At 55.4% G+C, this 18,474-nt stretch carries 19 protein-coding genes; 14 read left to right on the forward strand and 5 right to left on the reverse strand.

Going from position 1 to position 18,474, the window contains the following annotated elements:
* Positions 1–13: 13 nt before the first annotated feature.
* Genes JQU52_RS09930 through JQU52_RS09940 form a run of 3 tightly spaced genes read right to left on the reverse strand, consistent with a single transcriptional unit; the run spans position 14 to position 5,011 of the window.
* Positions 14–1,210 carry an ABC transporter permease gene (locus JQU52_RS09930; protein ID WP_230338330.1) on the reverse strand — a complete coding sequence of 399 codons (1,197 nt, stop codon included), beginning with the start codon at positions 1,208–1,210 and terminating at the stop codon, positions 14–16.
* Position 1,211: 1 nt separating this feature from the next.
* Complete coding sequence (gene rbbA, locus JQU52_RS09935) at positions 1,212–4,019, reverse strand: ribosome-associated ATPase/putative transporter RbbA (RefSeq protein ID WP_230338331.1); 2,808 nt, start codon at positions 4,017–4,019, stop codon at positions 1,212–1,214.
* Positions 4,019–5,011 (reverse strand): HlyD family secretion protein, encoded by a 993-nt coding sequence (locus JQU52_RS09940; RefSeq protein ID WP_230338332.1) that lies wholly within the window; start codon positions 5,009–5,011, stop codon positions 4,019–4,021. The genes rbbA and JQU52_RS09940 overlap by 1 nt, the downstream gene beginning before the upstream one ends.
* A 486-nt stretch (positions 5,012–5,497) precedes the next feature.
* On the opposite strand from JQU52_RS09940, the gene JQU52_RS09945 reads away from it, so the two are divergent.
* The 3 genes from JQU52_RS09945 (at position 5,498) to JQU52_RS09955 (ending at position 7,967) form a co-directional block, all read left to right on the forward strand.
* Complete coding sequence (locus JQU52_RS09945; protein ID WP_230338333.1) at positions 5,498–6,250, forward strand: basic amino acid ABC transporter substrate-binding protein; 753 nt, start codon at positions 5,498–5,500, stop codon at positions 6,248–6,250.
* Between the two features lie 401 nt (positions 6,251–6,651).
* Positions 6,652–6,783 carry a DUF3149 domain-containing protein gene (locus JQU52_RS09950; protein WP_230338334.1) on the forward strand — a complete coding sequence of 44 codons (132 nt, stop codon included), beginning with the start codon at positions 6,652–6,654 and terminating at the stop codon, positions 6,781–6,783.
* 149 nt (positions 6,784–6,932) lie between these two features.
* On the forward strand, positions 6,933–7,967 hold the full coding sequence (locus JQU52_RS09955) for an aldose epimerase family protein (protein WP_230338335.1): 1,035 nt from the start codon (positions 6,933–6,935) through the stop codon (positions 7,965–7,967).
* Positions 7,968–7,988: 21 nt separating this feature from the next.
* Here the strand turns inward: JQU52_RS09955 and JQU52_RS09960 are convergent, their stop codons facing one another.
* Positions 7,989–8,156 (reverse strand): hypothetical protein, encoded by a 168-nt coding sequence (locus tag JQU52_RS09960; RefSeq protein ID WP_230338336.1) that lies wholly within the window; start codon positions 8,154–8,156, stop codon positions 7,989–7,991.
* A 64-nt stretch (positions 8,157–8,220) separates the two neighbouring features.
* On the opposite strand from JQU52_RS09960, the gene tkt reads away from it, so the two are divergent.
* The 5 genes from tkt to glpK all read left to right on the forward strand — a co-directional run bounded on the left by tkt (position 8,221) and on the right by glpK (position 13,646).
* On the forward strand, positions 8,221–10,203 hold the full coding sequence (gene tkt, locus JQU52_RS09965; RefSeq protein WP_230338337.1) for a transketolase: 1,983 nt from the start codon (positions 8,221–8,223) through the stop codon (positions 10,201–10,203).
* Positions 10,204–10,416: 213 nt separating this feature from the next.
* Positions 10,417–10,776, forward strand: coding sequence for a hypothetical protein (locus JQU52_RS09970; protein WP_230338338.1), 360 nt, complete (start codon positions 10,417–10,419; stop codon positions 10,774–10,776).
* 298 nt (positions 10,777–11,074) lie between these two features.
* Entirely contained in the window at positions 11,075–11,590 is a 516-nt protein-coding gene (locus JQU52_RS09975; RefSeq protein ID WP_230338339.1) for a DUF2062 domain-containing protein, read from the forward strand.
* Between the two features lie 92 nt (positions 11,591–11,682).
* Positions 11,683–12,066, forward strand: coding sequence for an MAPEG family protein (locus JQU52_RS09980; RefSeq protein ID WP_230338340.1), 384 nt, complete (start codon positions 11,683–11,685; stop codon positions 12,064–12,066).
* A gap of 77 nt (positions 12,067–12,143) precedes the next feature.
* Entirely contained in the window at positions 12,144–13,646 is a 1,503-nt protein-coding gene (glpK, locus tag JQU52_RS09985) for a glycerol kinase GlpK (protein ID WP_230338341.1), read from the forward strand.
* Positions 13,647–13,799: 153 nt separating this feature from the next.
* Here the strand turns inward: glpK and JQU52_RS09990 are convergent, their stop codons facing one another.
* Entirely contained in the window at positions 13,800–14,270 is a 471-nt protein-coding gene (locus JQU52_RS09990; protein WP_230338342.1) for a TlpA disulfide reductase family protein, read from the reverse strand.
* A gap of 251 nt (positions 14,271–14,521) precedes the next feature.
* On the opposite strand from JQU52_RS09990, the gene arsC reads away from it, so the two are divergent.
* The 6 genes from arsC to hemL all read left to right on the forward strand — a co-directional run bounded on the left by arsC (position 14,522) and on the right by hemL (position 18,444).
* Positions 14,522–14,875: an arsenate reductase (glutaredoxin) gene (gene arsC, locus JQU52_RS09995; RefSeq protein ID WP_230338343.1), complete on the forward strand. Its 354-nt coding sequence runs from the start codon at positions 14,522–14,524 to the stop codon at positions 14,873–14,875.
* Between the two features lie 13 nt (positions 14,876–14,888).
* A complete protein-coding gene (locus JQU52_RS10000; protein WP_230338344.1) occupies positions 14,889–15,533 on the forward strand; it encodes a YdcF family protein in 645 nt (214 codons plus the stop codon).
* Positions 15,534–15,605: 72 nt separating this feature from the next.
* The gene (locus tag JQU52_RS10005; protein WP_230338345.1) at positions 15,606–16,025 is read left to right on the forward strand and encodes a CopD family protein; all 420 of its coding nucleotides are present in this window, start codon (positions 15,606–15,608) and stop codon (positions 16,023–16,025) included.
* A gap of 140 nt (positions 16,026–16,165) precedes the next feature.
* Entirely contained in the window at positions 16,166–16,627 is a 462-nt protein-coding gene (locus JQU52_RS10010; RefSeq protein WP_230338346.1) for a CYTH domain-containing protein, read from the forward strand.
* 32 nt (positions 16,628–16,659) lie between these two features.
* A complete protein-coding gene (locus tag JQU52_RS10015; RefSeq protein WP_230338347.1) occupies positions 16,660–17,130 on the forward strand; it encodes a GNAT family N-acetyltransferase in 471 nt (156 codons plus the stop codon).
* A gap of 27 nt (positions 17,131–17,157) precedes the next feature.
* A complete protein-coding gene (gene hemL, locus JQU52_RS10020) occupies positions 17,158–18,444 on the forward strand; it encodes a glutamate-1-semialdehyde 2,1-aminomutase (RefSeq protein ID WP_230338348.1) in 1,287 nt (428 codons plus the stop codon).
* Positions 18,445–18,474 lie beyond the last annotated feature (30 nt).

Here is an 18,474-nt window from a genome sequence, read left to right on the forward strand (position 1 = left end):
ACCTGATTCCCGGCTAGCCCTGCCGCGCCAACATACTGCGAAAGCGCAACAGCGCCAAGGTAAGGAATACTGCGCCCATGGCGGTCATGGCGGCCAGTTGCGGCCACACAATCGCCACTTCGGCGCTGCGGAATAACACATCTTGGCTGAACTTGGCATATTGGGTTACCGGAGAAAATTGGGTGGCTTGCTGTATCCACTGCGGCATGGCTTCCAGCGGCGCATCGGCGCCGGAAAGCAGGCGGGTAACCATATAAATCGGCAGGCACAGCAGGCCGAATTGCGGCATATTCGGGGTGAGCGTGGCCAGCCACACCCCTAAAGACGTCATCGAAAACAAATACAGCACCGTGCCTACCATAAACAGCGCAATCGAGCCGTTAATCGGAATTTGCAGCCACGCCATCACCACCAGCCGCAGCGACAACCACGCCGCCAGCGCAATCACCGCGCTGTTGGTGAGGATTTTGGCCATGGCAATTTCGCTGGCGCGCACCGGCATCACCAGCAAATGCTCGATGGTGCCGTGTTCGCGTTCGCGAATCACCGCCGCGCCGGCCACAATCATCGACAATAAAGTGGTGCTGGCCAGCACCTGCATCATGGCGGTGAACCACGGCGTTTCGCCATTAGGATTGAACCACACACTCACCACCGGCTTGATTGGCAGGGCTGCTTCTAGTGAGCCACTGTGGGTGAAGGCGGCCACTTCCTGCTGCACAATCTGGTTGATGTAGCCGCTGCCCATGCCCGCCAGCGTCATCGCGGTGGCATCGGCCAGCACTTGGATTTGCGGCGCACGCCCGGCCAACACATCGGCCTCGAAATTGGGCGGAATATCCAACACAAACACATAATCGCCCTTGTCCATCAAGGCATCCACGTCTTCGCGCGCAATCACCACCGGGGTTTGGAAATACGGCGGCTGCAAAGCATCGCGGATGCGGTACGACAAAGCGGAGCGGTCACCATCGAGCACCGCCACCGAGGCATTTTTAACCTCGCTGGTGATGCCGGTGGCCACCGAATACACCACCACCGAAAACACCACCGCCACCAGCGCCATTAAGGTAACGTCGCCCAGCAGGCTTTGCAGCTCTTTGCGGCTGAGCTGCCACACGTTTTTAAACCAGCGCCCAATGCCGAGCCCACGCAAATGTGCCTGTGGGGTAGTGTTATGTTGATGTTGTGAACGCGGCTTTGGGCTCATCTTAACGCTCCTGCTTTTTCAGCAATACGCTGGCCAAGGCCACATACGCCAGCGTAAACAGCAGCAGCACCGGATAAATCGGCGCAAACGCTGCCCAGCCCAAGCCTTTGGTAAAGCCACCCAAGCTAATGAGCTGAAACCAAGCGCTGGGAAAGCCCCACGCCAGCCAATAATTGGCGCCTTCCAAGGTAGACACCGGATACAGCAGGCCGGAAAAATTCATCGCCGGAATCATCGCCGCAATCGAGGAGCCGAAAATAGCCGCCACTTGCGAGCGCACAAAGCTGGAAATCAGTAAGCCAAAGGCGGTGGCGGCAAAAATCAGCGCCAAAGCGCCCACGCTCATGGCCCAAAAGCTGCCCTTCACCGGCACCGCCAACACCACCACCGCCAGCCACACCAGCAATAAATAGCTGCCCATCGATAAGGCCACATAAGGCAGCTGCTTGCCCACCAAAAACTGAGTAACCGAAGCGGGCGAGGTATACAGATTGGTAATCGAGCCGATTTCTTTTTCGCGCACCACGCCCAGCGCGGTCATCATCACCGGAATCAGCATCATCGCCATCATAATCATACCCGGGGTGATGGCAAAAATGCTTTTAAAGTCGGGGTTGTAAACAAAGCGCGGCTCCACGGCCACCATCGTTGCGCCATCCAGCGGATAGCCCGCCGCTTGCAGCCGGTTGCGCCCATAATCGGCCATGATGCCTTGCACAAAGGCGCGGATGTTTTCGCCGGTAAACGGCATGGCGCCATCAATATAAAAGCCCACTTCCGGCTGTTCGCCACGCAGCATATCGCGGCCGAAACCGGCAGGGATTTCCACCACCAGCCGCGCTTGCGAGCCGCGCAGCACGCGGTCAATATCGGCCTCATTGTGTAAGGGCGGCGTGGCTTTGAAATACGGCGATCCTTCAAAATAAGTGGTCAATTCACGGCTTAAGCTGGTGTTGTCATGATCCAATACGGCAAAACGCACATCTTTCACGTCAAACGACACGCTCACCGCCGCCGCCATCATCAGCAACACCGGCCCGAATAAGGCAAAAAACAGCCGCACCGGATCGCGCAGCAGCTCGCGCCCTTCGCGCACGGCAAACGTCCACACCGTGGCCAGCCAGCCGGATAAGCCGCTTTGCCGTGCGTGCTTGCCATCGGCAAGGCTGCCTGAAACTTTCGATACGGTGGTTTTCAGGCTGCCTGAAACATCATCATGGGCAGCTTCTGTGGCTTGATGGTTGTTTTCGGAATTTTCGTTTTCGGCCTGTTGCAAATAAGCGATAAAGGCTTCTTCCAAGCTGTCGGTATGCTGGCGTTCGCACAATTCTGGCGGCGTACCCACATCCAGCACCCGCCCTTGATGCATCAGCGAAATGCGGTCGCAACGCGCCGCTTCGTTCATAAAATGGGTAGACACAAACAAGGTGATTTTGTCGCGCCGCGACAAGGTAAGCAGGTATTGCCAAAACATATCGCGCGCGGCCGGATCCACGCCGGAAGTGGGCTCGTCCAAAATCAGCACTTCCGGGCGGTGCAAACAGGCAGCGGCCAATTGCAGGCGCTGGCGGATGCCCAGCGACAAAGCCGCCGGTTTGGCATCGGCCACTGCGGCCAGCTCGAATTGCTGCAAGGCATCGTCTACTGCGGCACGGGCTTGGTCGGTGGGCATTTGGTAGAGCTTGGCATGCAGATACAGATTGCGGCGCACGCTGAGCTCTTCGTAGAGCGAAAACGCTTGCGACATATAGCCCACGCGCATCCGTGTGGCCATGTCGTTGGCATCGGTGGGGTGGCCGAGCAGGCGCGCGCTGCCTTCGCTTGGCTCCAGCAGGCCGGTGAGCATTTTCATGGTGGTGGATTTGCCGCAGCCGTTGGAGCCGAGAAAGCCGAAAATCTCTCCTTTTTCAATCACAAAGCTCACATTGTCTACAGCGGTGAAGTCGCCGAAGCGTTTGGTGAGGTGTTCGGCTTCCATTGCCGGGGGTGAACCCGAGTCGGCCACAAACGGCGTGAGCGCCAAGCCTTCGGCGTCGCCGCGTTTGTGTTCAGGCAGCAGTTGGATATAGGCCGCTTCCAATGTGGCGCAGCCGCTGTCGGCCAGCAATTGTGCGGTGGGTGCGGCGGCGAGCAAATGGCCGTCGTCCATCGCCACCACATAATCAAAGTCTTCGGCTTCGTCGATATAGGCGGTGGCCACCAGCACCGTCATGGCCGGGTTTTCGGCACGCAAATCGGCCACCAAGGCCCAAAATTGCCGCCGCGATAAGGGGTCTACGCCGGTGGTGGGTTCGTCCAGAATCAGCAGTTGCGGGTTGTGCACCAAGGCGCAGCACAGGCTGAGCTTTTGTTTCATGCCACCGGAAAGCTTGCCCGCCGCACGCTCGGCAAACGGTGCCAAGCCGGTGGCCTGCAACAGCCGCGCAATCCGCGCTTGCCGCTCGGCGGCGTTCAGGCCGAACAGGCAGGCGTGAAAGTCGACATTCTCATTGATGGATAAAGTGGGATAAAGATTGTGCCCCAGCCCTTGCGGCATAAAGGCAATGCGGTGCGACAAGGCTTGGCGCGTTTTTTTGTCGGCCATATCGCCGCCCAGCACTTGCACTTGGCCGCTTTGGATGATTTTAATGCCTGCCACCAACGACAATAATGTGGATTTGCCCACGCCGTCCGGGCCAATCAGCGCAATGGTGGCACCGGCCGGCAGCGCTAAGTCTACCGCGCGCAAGGCTTGGGTTTTGCCGTAGCGGTGGCTGAGTTGGCGCAGCACCACCGCATCGGTGCCAGCGGGCACAGCTTCAGGCAGCATCAGCGTGCAGCCTCTGCTTTAGGCAAGCGCACCGCCCATTGCTCCGGCCAAGCCGCATCGGCATTCAGGCGCACATAGCCGTTGCCGGTAAGGCCGCCTTTGAGCAGGTTTTTGTGTTGCAACGCAATGTCCGCCGGAATGCGCAGGCGCACCTTATACATCATTTTTTGGCGCTCGGCGGCGGTTTCCACTGCTTTTGGGGTGAACTGCGCTTGTGCAGCGATAAATTGCACCGCGGCCGGCCATACTGCATCTATGCCGTCCAACACAATGCGCGCCTCGCTGCCCAAAATGAGCTTACCGGTATCGGCCACTGGCAAAAACACATTCATCGACACATCGGCCGGGTTGAGCAGCGTAACCACTTTACTGCCCGCGCCCACCACATTGCCCACTTGCGCAATGCGGTATTCCACCCGCCCGGCAATCGGCGCGCGGATTTGCATATCTTGATTGGCAGAAGCGGCCGCATCGGTTTGCGCCTGTGCCTGCGCCACCGCCGCCACCGCTTCGGCACGCCCGGCTTGCGCGGCTTTTACCGCTGCGGCAGCGGCATCACGCGCCGCTTGGCGCCGTTGCACTTCGGCCGCCGACACCAAGGCTTCGTTTTTTAAGCGGCGGGTATTGTCGAGCTCCATTTGCGCAGTTTTTTGCTGCTGGCGCTGGGCGGCAATTTCGGCATCCGCCCGCGCCACCGCTTCTTGCGCCCGCTGCTTGGCCGCTTCGGCACCGGCCAATTGGCTGTTGCTTTGATCGGACGACAACTCGGCCAGCACTGCGTTTTGCGCCACTTCATCGCCCTCGTCTACCCGCAGCGCCACCACCCGGCCGGCATATAAAGTGGCCACGTCCATGCGTTGCAATTCCAAGCGCCCGTTGCCGCCGGCAAAGCCTTCAGGCAGCCCTTTGCTGCCGGTGAGGTTCACCCACACCCCGATGCCCGCCAACACTGCCGCGATTGCCACCCCGCCCCACAGCCATTTTTTTTGCATTGCGCTTGTCCTTAAACTCGATTTTCTAAATTTGATTTAACCCGACTATTTCGGCGCACCAAGAGCTTGTTAACAATTTTTTTCGTGCCGACAGCCATAATAGAAAATTGTAAACAGACCCTAAACTTTTGCAGAGCAACAAAATACCAGTAAAAACCGCTTCCGTATAGTATATGCGTGACCCGCAGCCATTTGTTAGACCTACTGTATTGAAACTGAAACAGCGCCAAACCATGCCGCTCGGATTCATTATCGCTCGTAATACCCCAAAATTGATTTTACATCTTTATAAACACCTGACCAAACAGAATAATTTCTCATAGTTAATTGAAATTAAATCAAATATAATGCGCCTTCAAATGAATGATATTTTCACACCAAACATTTGATTATTCAAAATAAATATTTGGAGTAGTACACATGCACAACACCATAAACCCAAAAGGTTTATTTATATCTAAATTTAATAAATGGACTGCCGTCACCATGATGGCTTTTTTAATCACTTCCTGCAGCGACACCCCTGTCGCCGACACCACCGCCAGCCAGCCGGTTGCAGCAACAACGGTTTACAAAGTGATGACCGAGCCCACCTACCCGCCGTTTGTGTTTCGCGACCAGCAAGACCGGCCCAGTGGCTTTGACGTGGATATTCTGAACGCCATTGCCCAGCAGCAAGGATTCAGCCTCACTTACACCAGCCATCCCTGGCAGTCGATTTTCAACACACTCGACCAAGGCCAAGCCGATATTGTTTCTGCCGGCATTACCATCACCGAAGCACGCAAAGAACGCATGGATTTTAGCGCCCCTTATTTTGAATCACGCCAAATGGCATTGTTAGGCGCAGGTGCCGCCAATAGCCAATCGTTTGCCGATTTAAAACCCATGCGCCTGGCTTTAAAACCCGGTACCACCTCGGATGACATGGCCAAACAACAAGGCCTGACTGAAAAAGCCACCTATGAAAACACCACTTTTCTAACCATCCGAAAAGTGATGTCGGGCGAAGCCGATGCCACCATTGGCGACTCCGGCGTAATGTTGTATTACCAGCAGGCTTATCCAGATGCCAAGTTGAAAACCCTCACCGACAACAACCTGCCCCCCGAGGAGTACGGCTTTGTGGTGCGCAAAGGCAATACCGAATTGCAAAATAAGCTGAACCAAGGCTTGCAGGCGATTAAAAGCAACGGCACTTATGATCGGATTTATCGGCAATATTTCGCCAAATCATAAGTAATACCCATTCGAAAAAATAACCTAACTGCGTTGGCTCGCCTTGCCGTACTACTTGTACTGTCTGCGGCTTGCCGCCTTGTCATCTCATTTTTAGAATGGGTATAAATAATTGAAGATACGCACTTACTGGTAAAGGCAGCCTGAAACACCATTTCATGATTTCAGGCTGCCTGAAACACCATTTCATGATTTCAGGCAGCCTTTTCACATTACACACATCACCTAAAATCACCTATATCCACAGACTTGATGCACATCAATACATTTCTTAACATGGCTACTTTATTATTTGATTTACATCAATGCCCTAAAAAAACAGGCCGCTATAATCGCTACATCTACTCAGCGGCAGCGCCGCCAAGCCCAATAAACCCAATACTGACTTAAGGGAGCGCGTTATGGAACTGTTTGCCGAATTATTCAAATCCCCCATCGGCATTTTGTCCCTTATTACCATTGTAGTCATCATTATGATTGCCACCTACCTTTTCTTCTGGGTGAAAAAACAGGTGGAAAAAGACGGCAAATAAACCGCTTGCCTGCATTAACCTAGCACTTATTTTGATTTCCTCTTGATGTGTGTGTGTTTGGGTGTGGCTTTGGCCACACCTTTTTTTGCGTGTTCGCCATGCAGCGGCTTATACTGCGCCCCAGTTATCCAGCCCCAAAACACCTTCACATGACAGCCAAGCTCAACCAACGCCCTTTCGGCCATATCCAACAACACCCTGCCACCTTATACACCCTCAGCAACCGCAACGGTATGTCGGTATCGGTATGCGATTTCGGCGCCATCATTACCTCAATCCAAGTGCCTGCCCGCCACGGCGTACACGAATGCGTACTCGGTTTTGAGCAAGCCGCAGATTATGCCGCCCCCGCTTATCGCGCCCAATATCCTTATTTGGGTGCGGTGATTGGCCGCCATGCCGGGCGCATCCGCCAAGCGCGTGCCCCGCTAAACGGGCAAATCCTGCCATTGGCGGCCAACCACCACGGCCATCAGCTGCACGGCGGCCCTGTGGGCTTTGACAGCGTGCCCTGGCATTTTGCCGGCAGCCACTGCGATGATGGCGGCGTAGAAATCCGCCTCAGCCACCGCAGCGCCGATGGCGATCAAGGCTATCCGGGGCAATTGGATGTCAGCGTTTGCTACCGCTTGGATCAACACAATGCCCTAAGCGTACACTTTGAAGCCCGCAGCGATGCCGATACCTTGCTCAATCTTACCCAGCACAGCTATTTCCATTTGGGCGCCCCCGGCAACACCGTGGCCGACCACCAATTGCAAATTAACGCCGCCGATATCCTCGCCACCAACAGCGAGCTGATGCCCACCGGCCAACTCGCTGCCGTGGCAGGCACACCGCTGGATTTTCGCCAGCCGCGCGCCATTGCTACCACCGCCATCGACACGGCTTATGTGCTGCCTGAATATGCCCAACCCTTGCAACACACTGCCGCCCATGTGTGCCACCCCGGCAGCGGCATCAATTTAAAGATTCACACCGACAACCCCGTGCTGGTGGTGTACAACGGCGGCTTTCTGCCCAAGCTGGCCGTGCCCGGGCGCAAATCTTTGCAGCCCTACGGCGGCATTTGCTTTGAAGCGCAAGGCTATACCGATGCGGCCAACCATACCGAATTTCCCCCCAATCTGCTGCGTGCCGGGGAAGTTTATCGACGCAGCACGGTTTATGCGTTTGCTTGGTAACAGAGTTACGCACACCATGTTTTAAAGCTGCAAAGCAGCACAATCCAAACCCACCTTGCCTTGCTGCATCCCAACAAACAATGCGATAATTTGCCCCGTTTCTCTTAGCGCCTGCTCACAATTTTTTTTGTAGCCGATTTTTAGTGCAGAAACAGGTGTAGGCAACACCGCAACACCCCAAAAATTCATTTCAGGCAGCCTTTTCAAAGCAGCAAGCCAAGGCTGCCTGCAACTTTAACAGCAAAGGCAGATTATGGCTTCCCCACTGGCAAACGCCATCCGTTTTCTTTCCGCAGACGCCGTACAACAGGCCAATTCCGGCCATCCCGGCGCCCCGATGGGCATGGCCGAAATGGCCGAAGTGTTGTGGACACAGTTTTTAAACCACAACCCGGCCAACCCCAAATTCTACAACCGCGACCGTTTTGTATTGTCTAACGGCCACGCCTCGATGATTTTGTATAGCCTGTTGCACCTCACCGGCTACAACGTATCCATCGATGATTTGAAAAACTTCCGCCAACTGCACAGCAACACCCCCGGCCATCCCGAATACGGCTATACCGACGGCGTGGAAACCACCACCGGCCCGCTCGGCCAAGGCATTGCCAATGCCGTGGGCTTTGCGTTGGCGGAAAAATTGCTGGCCGAAGAATTCAATAAAGACGGCCTCAATATTGTTGACCACCACACCTATGTATTTTTGGGCGACGGCTGCCTGATGGAAGGCGTGTCGCACGAAGCCTGCTCGCTCGCCGGCACCTTGGGCTTGGGCAAATTGGTGGTACTGTATGACGACAATAATATTTCCATCGACGGCAAAGTAGACGGCTGGTTTACCGAAAACATCCCCGAGCGCTTTGAAGCCTACGGCTGGCACGTGCTGCCCAATGTAGACGGCCACGACACCGCCGCGCTGAAAGCCGCCATCGAAGCCGCACGCGCCGAAACCGACAAGCCCAGCATCATCTGCTGCAAAACTTTGATTGGCAAAGGCGCAGCCACCAAAGAAGGCAGCCACAAAACCCACGGCGCGCCCTTGGGTACAGAAGAAATCGAAGCCACCCGCAAACATTTGGGCTGGAACCACGGCCCGTTTGAAGTGCCACAAGAAGTCTACACCGCTTGGAATGCCAAAGAAAAAGGCACCAAGCTGGAAAACGCCTGGAACGCATTGTTTGCCCAATACCAAGCCAAATTCCCTGCCGAGGCTGCCGAATTTGTGCGCCGCATGGATAAAACCCTGCCACAAAACTTCGATGCCCACGTTCAGGCAGCCTTGCAAGACGTGTGCGCCAAAGCCGAAAAAATCGCCACCCGCAAAGCCAGCCAAAACAGCATTGAAGTATTGGCGCAAGTATTGCCCGAATTGGTGGGCGGCTCCGCCGACCTCACCCCGTCCAACCTCACCGATTGGTCAAACAGCGTGGCGGTAAAACCGCACAGCGGCGGCAATTATCTTCACTACGGCGTGCGCGAATTCGGCATGGCCGCCATCATGAACGGCTTGGCACTGCACGGCGGCATCAAGCCTTTTGGCGCCACCTTTTTGATGTTCAGCGAATACGCCCGCAACGCCTTACGTATGGCTGCGTTGATGAAAATCAACCCGATTTTCGTGTTTACCCACGACTCTATCGGCCTAGGCGAAGACGGCCCCACCCATCAGCCGGTAGAGCAAACCGCCAGCCTGCGCCTGATTCCCAATATGGCCGTTTGGCGCCCGTGCGACTCCGCCGAATCGCTGGTGGCTTGGGCCGCCGCCGCCAAAGCGGCCAGCCATCCGAGCTGCCTGATTTTCAGCCGCCAAAACCTGCCGTTTATGCTGCGCAATGAGCAGCAACTGGCCGACATCGCCCGTGGCGGCTATGTATTGCGCCCGGCTGAAGGCAACGCCCAAGCGGTGATTATCGCCACCGGCTCCGAAGTAGAACTGGCGGTGAACGCCCAAGCCGCGCTGGCCGCTGAAGGCATTGCCGTGCATGTGGTATCCATGCCGTGCACCAATGTGTTTGACCAACAAGATGCCGCCTACCGCAACAGCGTGCTGCCGCCCCACTTGCCGCGCGTGGCCGTGGAAGCAGGCGTGAGCGACGGCTGGTATAAATATGTGGGCTTAAACGGCGCCGTAGTGGGGCTGGACCGCTTCGGCGAATCCGCCCCGGCCGAATTGCTGTTTAAAGAATTCGGCTTTACCACCGAGCATGTGGCAGCAGTGGTGAAAAGCGTATTGTGATTTAATCCATTAATATCAAATAAAAAATCCGTCTGAAACCCATGGTTGTAGACGGATTTTTTTAAACACAACAATAAAACCTACCGTAAATAGCGGTGGAGCATAGCAGATGCGTTTTGCACGATTTCACAAAAGACTAAGCCGCGTCTAAGTTTGGCACATTATATTGCTCAACAAGCACAAACCGTGCGCATGATGATTAGGAGAAGCAATATGAAAAATTTATCCGCTGCCATTTTGCTGGCTATTTTGGGCGCCACATCACTCAGCACTTTCGCCGCCCCCACCCCAGTGCCCACCGGTACGCAAAAAACTGCACCTGCTGCCGTAAGCAAAGCAGCGCCCCCAGCAGCCAAAACCGCACCTGCAGCGGTGACTAAAGCGGCTGCTACACCCGCCAAAACCACCGCCAAGCCTGTTGAAAAAGCCGCCGCCAAACCCGCTGGCCAAACCACGGCTCTCAAAACCCAAAACCAAGCCAGTAAAATTGTCTGCAAAGACGGCACCCAGTCCAACGCCAAAACCACGCATGGCGCTTGTTCCAAACATGGTGGCATCGCCAAAAAAAGCTAATACCAATTCTAAAAAATAAGATAACAAGGCGGCGAGCCGCAGACAGTACAAGTAGTACGGCAAGGCGAGCCAACGCAGTTAGGTTATTTTTTAGGATTGGTATAAACCCGACACACCTGCTTAAACCAAAGGCTGCCTGAAAATCCTTTCAGGCAGCCTTTACTTAATGCGCCATCCGCTCTGCCTGAAAGTAAAAAACCGCAAAAACAATGCGGCACAATGCTGAGCAAACCTAAAAGCCAACAAATTTGATTACAATCCACACTGCTCAAAATCACCGAAACCCAGCGACACACCCATGTTCGAAAAATGGCAACACAAACTGCCCACCCGCGAAAAAATCTTTTCCTCGCGCTGGTTCAAGCCCTTTGCTCATTGGTTTAACAAGCCCGAATACTGGGCGTTTAGCCGCGACAAAGTGGCTTTGTCGGTGGCCATCGGCTTGTTTTGCGGCATGTTGCCCGCGCCAACACAGTTTTTTTCGGCACTGATGCTGGCCTATGTATTGCGCACCCAAGTACCGATTGCCTTGTTTTCCACCCTCTACACCAACCCCGTTACCCTGATTCCCCTGTATGTGGCCGCCTATGAGCTGGGCAGCTGGGTCTTGATTGGCGATGCGCCACACCCCGAATTAATCATGCCCGCTTTTGGCGAACCCGGCTTCTGGGGCAATGCCGCTGCTTGGGCCGCCCGTTTTGGTAAACCCTTGGCATTGGGGATATTGATTATGGGCAGCATTTTTGCCATTATCGGCTATGCTTTGGTGCAAATTATCTGGCGCTGGCGCAGCCGCCGCAAACAGGCTGCCTGAAACAAGCTTTAGCTATGATTTATTTTCTTTGCTATAAGCGGTATCTGCTATAAGCTGTCTCTTTAGTATCCCACTCAAAGGAGCAACCCATTATGACCCTAGCCTACTGGTGCGTGTTTATCGCCATGTTTTTGCCGTGGCTGTGCGCCGCCTATGCCAAGAAAAGCGGCGGTTTTAGCGGGCGCGACAACCACAACCCGCGCGACTTTATGGCCAACACCCAAGGTGTGGCCGCGCGAGCCAATGCGGCGCAGCAAAACAGCTTTGAAGTGTTTGCGCCCTTTGCCGCTGCCGTGATTATCGCCCACACCAGCGGCAATGCCGCCCAAGGCAGCATCAATTTTTGGGCGCTGCTGTTTGTGTTCAGCCGCTTAGCCTATATCTGGCTTTACATCAAAGACATGGCCACTATGCGCTCGATTGTGTGGGCCGTGGGCTTGTTGTGCATTGTGGCGCTGTTTATCGCGGCGATTTAATTTACAAAACCACCCGTTTTTGTTTTCAGGCAGCCTTTAAAGGCTGCCTGAAATGCAATTGAATAAGGAGAGCCGCCATGGGCTGCTTATTGGCTTTGGATCAAGGCACCACCTCCAGCCGCGCCATCGTATTCGATGCCCAAGGCCAAGTATTGGCGATGGCACAAAAGCCGTTTGCGCTGGCCACCCCGCAGCCGGGCTGGGTAACGCAAGACGCGTGGGCCATTTGGAACACCCAAATCGGCACCGCCCAAGAAGCCATCAGCCAAGCTGGGCTATTGGCCGGCGATATCGCCGCCATCGGCTTGGCCAATCAGCGCGAAACCACCGTGCTGTGGGACAAAGCCAGCGGTAAGCCTTTGGCACCGGCACTGGTGTGGCAAGACCGCCGCACTGCGCCGTGGTGCCAAGCTTTGCGCGAAGCCGGGCATGAGGCGCGCATTCAACACATCACCGGCCTTAAGCTCGACCCTTATTTCAGCGCCGGCAAACTGGCGTGGCTGTTGCAACACACCCCGCAAGCACGCGAGCTGGCATCACAGGGGCGGCTGGCGTTCGGCACCATCGACAGCTGGCTGATTTTCCAGCTCACCCGCGGCCTGCATGTTACCGACATCAGCAATGCCGCGCGCACCATGTTGATGGACATCCACAGCGGCCAGTGGTCGGCCGAATTATTGGATTTATTTGATATTCCGGCGGCCATTTTGCCGAAAATCGTGCCTTCAGGCAGCCTTATCGGCCACACCGCCGCCGGGCTGTTGGGCGCACAACTGCCGCTGTTTGCCGCTATGGGCGACCAGCAAGCGGCGCTGTTCGGCCATGGCTGTGTGCATGCGGGTATGGCCAAAAACACCTATGGTACCGGCTGCTTTATGCTGATGAACACCGGCAGCGAAGTCATCCACAGCCAACACCAATTGCTCAGCACCGTGGCGTGGCAACAAAGCGGCCAGCCCACCCAATACGCGCTGGAAGGCAGCGTGTTTATGGCCGGTGCCATTGTGCAGTGGCTGCGCGACAACCTTGACTTTGTACGCCACAGCCATGAAATCGAGGCGCTGGCACAGCAAGCAGACAGCAGCGAGGGCGTGGTGTTGGTGCCCGCCTTTACCGGCTTGGGCGCGCCCTACTGGCAGGCCGATGCCCGCGCCAGCCTCAGCGGCCTCACTCGTGGCACCGGCAAGGCACACATTGCCCGCGCCGCGCTGGAAGCGATTGCCTTTCAGGTAGCCGATGTGCTCAATGCCATGCAGCAAGACGCGCCAACACCGCTCACCGAATTGCGGGTAGACGGCGGCGCCAGCGCCAACAATATGCTGATGCAGTTTCAGGCCGACATCCTCGGCGTGCCGGTATTGCGCCCCACCCTCACCGAAATCACCGCCTTTGGCGCCGTAAAAATGGCCGGGCTGGCCTGCGGCCTGTTTAACCCGTCGGATGTGGCCGATATGTGGCAGCTGGAGCGCCGTTTCGACAGCCAAATCAGCGCCGACGAGCGCCAAGCACGGCTGCAGCAATGGCAGGCGGCGGTGCGGCAGGTGTTATCCGCCCATGGCAACAGCAGCGCATCATCGTAGAAAATATGATATTGGCCAACGCGCTCAAACCAAAAGCACCGCCAACATGGCCGTTGGGCGGTGCTTTTGAGTGGATTTGGTGGCTTCAGGCAGCCTTTGGCGGATTTCCCCAACCATCACTTTCAATCCGCGGTTTTGGCAAGCAAGCCAAAATCAGCGCCTACGCCCACATTGCTGCCGTGCCTGCGCCACCGCTTTATCCAGCTTGGCTTCGTCCACTTCACCCAACAAGGCTGCCTGAAAGCCGCATTGCGGCGCGCGCACCAGTGTAAACGGCAATGCGCCCACCGGATTGCCCAGTGTTTTCATCCATGCGGTGCTGTCGGTGCCGCTGTAGCGCCACAAAGGGTAGCGCACCGGCGTTTGCCGCACAAAGCGGGCGATATTGGCCTCGCTGTCCAGCGCCACGCCCACCATACTCACCTTGGGCTTGGCGCGGCTTTGCTGCTGCTTCACATACCAGCGCGACAACAAAGGCATTTCTTTGCGGCACGGCGCGCACCACGTGGCCCACACATTCACCACCTGAATATCATGGCCGCCGGGCGTCAATGACACCGGCTTGTTTTGCGGCCATGATTGCAACTCGGCGGCGGTGGCAGTAGTGGCCAAGGCGCTTGCCATTGCCCACAGTAGCAGCTTAATGCGCCAAGATGAAAAAATAACAACCGATGATGATTTCAATAATCGCATAATTTAATGTCCGAATAAGCAAAGTACAGGCAACCACGCCATGGCCGCCAAAATATTTATTTATGCTAAGTAATTAAGCTATTGATTCTATCTATACCCCATATTGCACTGCCACAAAATACTTGCCAACTGCCATGCAATCGGCCACACTCAAAGCCATCTTATTTTATTGGGAGCCGGCCATGAAAGCAGCCGTCACACTTTACCACAATCCGCGCTGCAGCAAATCGCGTGCGGCACTGGCCATGTTGCAATTGCGCGGTCTCAAAACCCATATTGTCAATTATTTGGATACCCCGCCCAGCGCAAACGACATCCGCCAACTTGTTGGCCAGCTCAATGCCGATTCACCCCGGCAAATGATGCGCTGCAACGATGCCCTGTATGCCGAGCTGAATCTGGCCGACGCCGGCGATGAAGCGTTGATTGCCGCCATGGCCGCCCATCCGGCGCTGATTGAACGCCCGATTGCCGTGGTGGGCAACCGCGCCGCCGTGGGCCGCCCGCTGGATAACATCGAAGCCTTGCTGCCTTAACACCGGTTTTCCCATGTCTGCACGCCGCCGCGGTTTTTTTCATTATCTTTGGCTGGGCTTTAAAATCAGCTTGCTGCTGATGCTGGCCAACGCACTGTTCAGCATCGGCCAAGTGTATTATTACAGCCGGCTCGAACACACCCAAACGGCGGATGCCGCCATTGTGCTGGGTGCGGCGGCGTGGGATAAGCGCCCATCCCCCGTATTTCGCGAACGCATCAACCATGCCATCACCCTATATCAGCAAAAACAGGTGGCCAAGCTGATTTTCACCGGCGGCACCCCCAAGCCGGGCTTTATGACCGAAGCTGAAGTGGGTCGCCGCTACGCCATGCAGCAAGGCGTGCCTGCCGATGATATTCTCTATGAAAACCGCTCGCGCGACACCTGGCAAAACTTGGTAAACGCCCAACAAGTGGCTGCCGACAACAACATCAACAGCCTGATTATCGTAAGCGACCCCTACCACATGGCGCGCGCCGCCGTGATGGCCAAAGATTTGGGCTTAAATGCCGAAACCTCGCCCACCCCCACCAGCCGCTACAGCGCCACCCAATCCAAGCTGCGCTTTTTGCTGCAAGAAAGCTATTTGCTCACCGTTTACCAGTGGGTTGAATGGGGCAGCAAGCTGGGGCTGCGGTTTCATCCGCACCCATAAGCGGTTACAATTGATGCTGTCCGCCCGTGCGAACCCAACCCATCCTATTCTTCCTTTCAGGCAGCCCGCATCATGTATTTATGGCTTAAATTACTGCATGTTTTCTTTATTATTGCCTGGTTTGCCGGCTTGTTTTACCTGCCGCGCATCTACGTTAACATGGCCATGGTGTCGCCCGGCAGCGTGGAATACCAACGCCTGCTGCTGATGGCAGAAAAACTGTTTAAATTCATGACCCCGCTGGGCTTGCTGGCCTTACTGTTTGGCTTTGTGATTCCGTTTATTACTCAATGGTGGGGCATGGGCTGGGTGCACACCAAAGTTACCCTAGGCGTGATTTTACTGGGCTACCACGGCTTTTGCTGGAAGCTGTTGCAAGACTTCCAAGACAACCGCAACCGCTACAGCCACCGCTGGTACCGTTTTTTTAACGAAGTGCCGGTGGTGATTATGGCGCTGGCGCTGTATCTGGTGATTTTCAAACCGTTTTAATCATTTATACCCATAATAAAAATTAAGATAACAAGGCGGTGAGCCGCAGACAGTACACACGTACGACAAGGCGAGTCAACGCAGTTAGGTTATTTTTTAGAATGGGTATTAGGCAAGGCTGCCTGAAAGCACAAACCAACATGAGTATTGAAATCGAGCGCCGTTTTTTGGTTCAAGGCGATGCCTGGCGCGCCTTGGCGCAGCCGCAAACCTTGCAGCAAGGCTATATGAAGGTAGACAAAGAATGCAGCATCCGCGTGCGCATTGCGGGCGAGCAGGCTTGGCTCACCATCAAAGGCTTTATTTCCGATGTGTCGCGCCATGAATTCGAATACCCGGTGCCGCTGGCACACGCGCAAACCATGCTGGCCGAAATGTGCCCGTTTAAGCTGGAAAAACACCGCTATGCCATCGAATACGGCGGTTTTGTGTTTGATGTCGATGAATACTTTGGCGACAACGCCCCGCTGATTGTGGCCGAAATTGAGCTGTCCGATGAAAATACGCCATTTGCCAAGCCCGAATGGCTGGGCGCAGAAATCACTGCCGATGGGCGCTTTAGCAATGCGTATTTAAGCAAGCATCCTTATTCAACTTGGTAAAAAGCCTTTCAGCCAGCCTTAATCAACAGAAAATGAATACACCAAGCGTATTTTCGATTCGCCCGGCTCAAGCAGCAGACGCCTCCGTTTTATCGGCTTTGGCCTGCTCTTTAGCTCATTTTTATCTGACTGGTACTAGCCCAGATCTGCCCACTTGGCTGGCCGAAAGCCTCAGTACCGAAGCATTTTCCCAACGCTTGCATAACAGCGATTTCCAACATTGGCTTGGCCTGTACGATAACCTTACTGTCGGCTTTATCGCCCTGTATCAAGGCAGCCACCTTTATCATTTATTTGTGGCGGAGCACTGGCACGGCCACGGCTTGGCCAAACAACTCTGGCACACAGCGCAAAGCCATTGCCCCGCCGCCAGCTACACCGTACGTTCTTCTGTCTTCGCAGTGCCCGTGTATCAAGCATTGGGCTTTCAAAACAGCCAGCCCTTACAACAAAAAGACGGTGTCTGTTTTCAACCCATGACCTGGACAGCCCAAGCCATCTAACTTCAATGACTGCTTTAAGGAAAGACCATGAACCGCAACCAGCAATTATTCGAACAAGCCAAAAAAATCATTCCCGGCGGCGTTAACTCGCCCGTGCGTGCTTTCGGCAGCGTGGGCGGTGTGCCGCGCTTTATCAAAAAAGCCGCCGGTGCCTATGTGTGGGACGAAGACGATGTGCAATACATTGATTATGTCGGCTCATGGGGCCCGGCGATTGTGGGCCATGCCCATCCGGAAGTGATTGAAGCCGTACGCGAAGCAGCGTTGGGCGGCTTGTCGTTTGGTGCACCCACCGCAGCCGAAGTGCAGATTGCCGAAGAAATTGCCAAGCTCGTGCCCAGCGTAGAACAAGTGCGGCTGGTAAGCTCCGGCACCGAAGCCACCATGAGCGCCATCCGCTTGGCGCGCGGCTTTACCGGGCGTGACAACATTATTAAATTCGAAGGCTGCTACCACGGCCATTCCGACAGCCTATTGGTAAAGGCCGGCTCCGGTCTGCTCACCTTCGGCAACCCCAGCTCTGCCGGCGTGCCGGCCGACTTCACCAAACACACATTGGTGCTGCCCTACAACGATGTAGCCGCTTTGCAGCAAACCTTTGCCGAAATCGGCGATAGCGTGGCCTGCGTGATTTTGGAGCCGATTGCGGGCAATATGAATATGATTCAGCCCAGCGCCGAATTTATCCAAACCTTGCGCCGCCTTACCGAACAACACGGCGCCGTGCTGATTTACGACGAAGTGATGACCGGCTTTCGCGTGGCCTTGGGTGGTGCCCAATCGCTGCACGGCATCACCCCCGATTTGACCACCATGGGCAAAGTGATTGGCGGCGGTATGCCCTTGGCCGCATTTGGCGGCCGTGCCGACATCATGGCCTGTATTTCGCCTTTGGGCGGCGTGTATCAAGCCGGCACCCTTTCCGGCAACCCGGTGGCCGTGGCCGCAGGTTTGAAAACCCTGGAAATCATCCAGCGCCCCGGTTTTTACGAGCAATTGGCTAAGCATACCCAAATGCTGTGCCACGGCTTGAACGCGGTGGCCCAAGAAGCCGGGCTGCCGTTTTGCAGCCAAAGCGTGGGCGGTATGTTTGGCCTGTATTTTGCCGATGCGGTGCCGCAAAGCTATGCCGAAATGGCCGCCAGCAATACCGAACACTTCAAGCAATTTTTCCACGGTATGCTCGATCACCAAATTGCCTTCGGCCCTTCTGCCTTTGAAGCCTGCTTTATGTCGGCCGCCCACACGCCGGAACACATCGCCGACACCATCGGCGTGGCTGCCGAAGTGTTTACCCAAATGGTGCGTGGTTAGTCATACCAATCCTAAAAAATAACCTAACTG

Source organism: Paralysiella testudinis (assembly GCF_016894345.1).
Lineage (GTDB): Bacteria > Pseudomonadota > Gammaproteobacteria > Burkholderiales > Neisseriaceae > Paralysiella > Paralysiella testudinis.

Bases quoted from the DNA above. Each gene is read 5' to 3' on its own strand.
- arsC (WP_230338343.1), top strand. From the start codon at position 14,522: ATGAAAGCAGCCGTCACACTTTACCACAATCCGCGCTGCAGCAAATCG.
- JQU52_RS09960 (WP_230338336.1), bottom strand. From the start codon at position 8,156: ATGAATTTTTGGGGTGTTGCGGTGTTGCCTACACCTGTTTCTGCACTA.
- JQU52_RS10005 (WP_230338345.1), top strand. From the start codon at position 15,606: ATGTATTTATGGCTTAAATTACTGCATGTTTTCTTTATTATTGCCTGG.
- JQU52_RS10000 (WP_230338344.1), top strand. From the start codon at position 14,889: ATGTCTGCACGCCGCCGCGGTTTTTTTCATTATCTTTGGCTGGGCTTT.
- JQU52_RS09955 (WP_230338335.1), top strand. From the start codon at position 6,933: ATGACAGCCAAGCTCAACCAACGCCCTTTCGGCCATATCCAACAACAC.
- rbbA (WP_230338331.1), bottom strand. From the start codon at position 4,019: ATGCTGCCTGAAGCTGTGCCCGCTGGCACCGATGCGGTGGTGCTGCGC.
- JQU52_RS10015 (WP_230338347.1), top strand. From the start codon at position 16,660: ATGAATACACCAAGCGTATTTTCGATTCGCCCGGCTCAAGCAGCAGAC.
- JQU52_RS09940 (WP_230338332.1), bottom strand. From the start codon at position 5,011: ATGCAAAAAAAATGGCTGTGGGGCGGGGTGGCAATCGCGGCAGTGTTG.
- JQU52_RS09950 (WP_230338334.1), top strand. From the start codon at position 6,652: ATGGAACTGTTTGCCGAATTATTCAAATCCCCCATCGGCATTTTGTCC.
- JQU52_RS09945 (WP_230338333.1), top strand. From the start codon at position 5,498: ATGATGGCTTTTTTAATCACTTCCTGCAGCGACACCCCTGTCGCCGAC.
- JQU52_RS09975 (WP_230338339.1), top strand. From the start codon at position 11,075: ATGTTCGAAAAATGGCAACACAAACTGCCCACCCGCGAAAAAATCTTT.
- JQU52_RS09930 (WP_230338330.1), bottom strand. From the start codon at position 1,210: ATGAGCCCAAAGCCGCGTTCACAACATCAACATAACACTACCCCACAG.
- JQU52_RS09980 (WP_230338340.1), top strand. From the start codon at position 11,683: ATGACCCTAGCCTACTGGTGCGTGTTTATCGCCATGTTTTTGCCGTGG.
- JQU52_RS09990 (WP_230338342.1), bottom strand. From the start codon at position 14,270: ATGGCAAGCGCCTTGGCCACTACTGCCACCGCCGCCGAGTTGCAATCA.
- JQU52_RS09970 (WP_230338338.1), top strand. From the start codon at position 10,417: ATGAAAAATTTATCCGCTGCCATTTTGCTGGCTATTTTGGGCGCCACA.
- glpK (WP_230338341.1), top strand. From the start codon at position 12,144: ATGGGCTGCTTATTGGCTTTGGATCAAGGCACCACCTCCAGCCGCGCC.
- JQU52_RS10010 (WP_230338346.1), top strand. From the start codon at position 16,166: ATGAGTATTGAAATCGAGCGCCGTTTTTTGGTTCAAGGCGATGCCTGG.
- tkt (WP_230338337.1), top strand. From the start codon at position 8,221: ATGGCTTCCCCACTGGCAAACGCCATCCGTTTTCTTTCCGCAGACGCC.
- hemL (WP_230338348.1), top strand. From the start codon at position 17,158: ATGAACCGCAACCAGCAATTATTCGAACAAGCCAAAAAAATCATTCCC.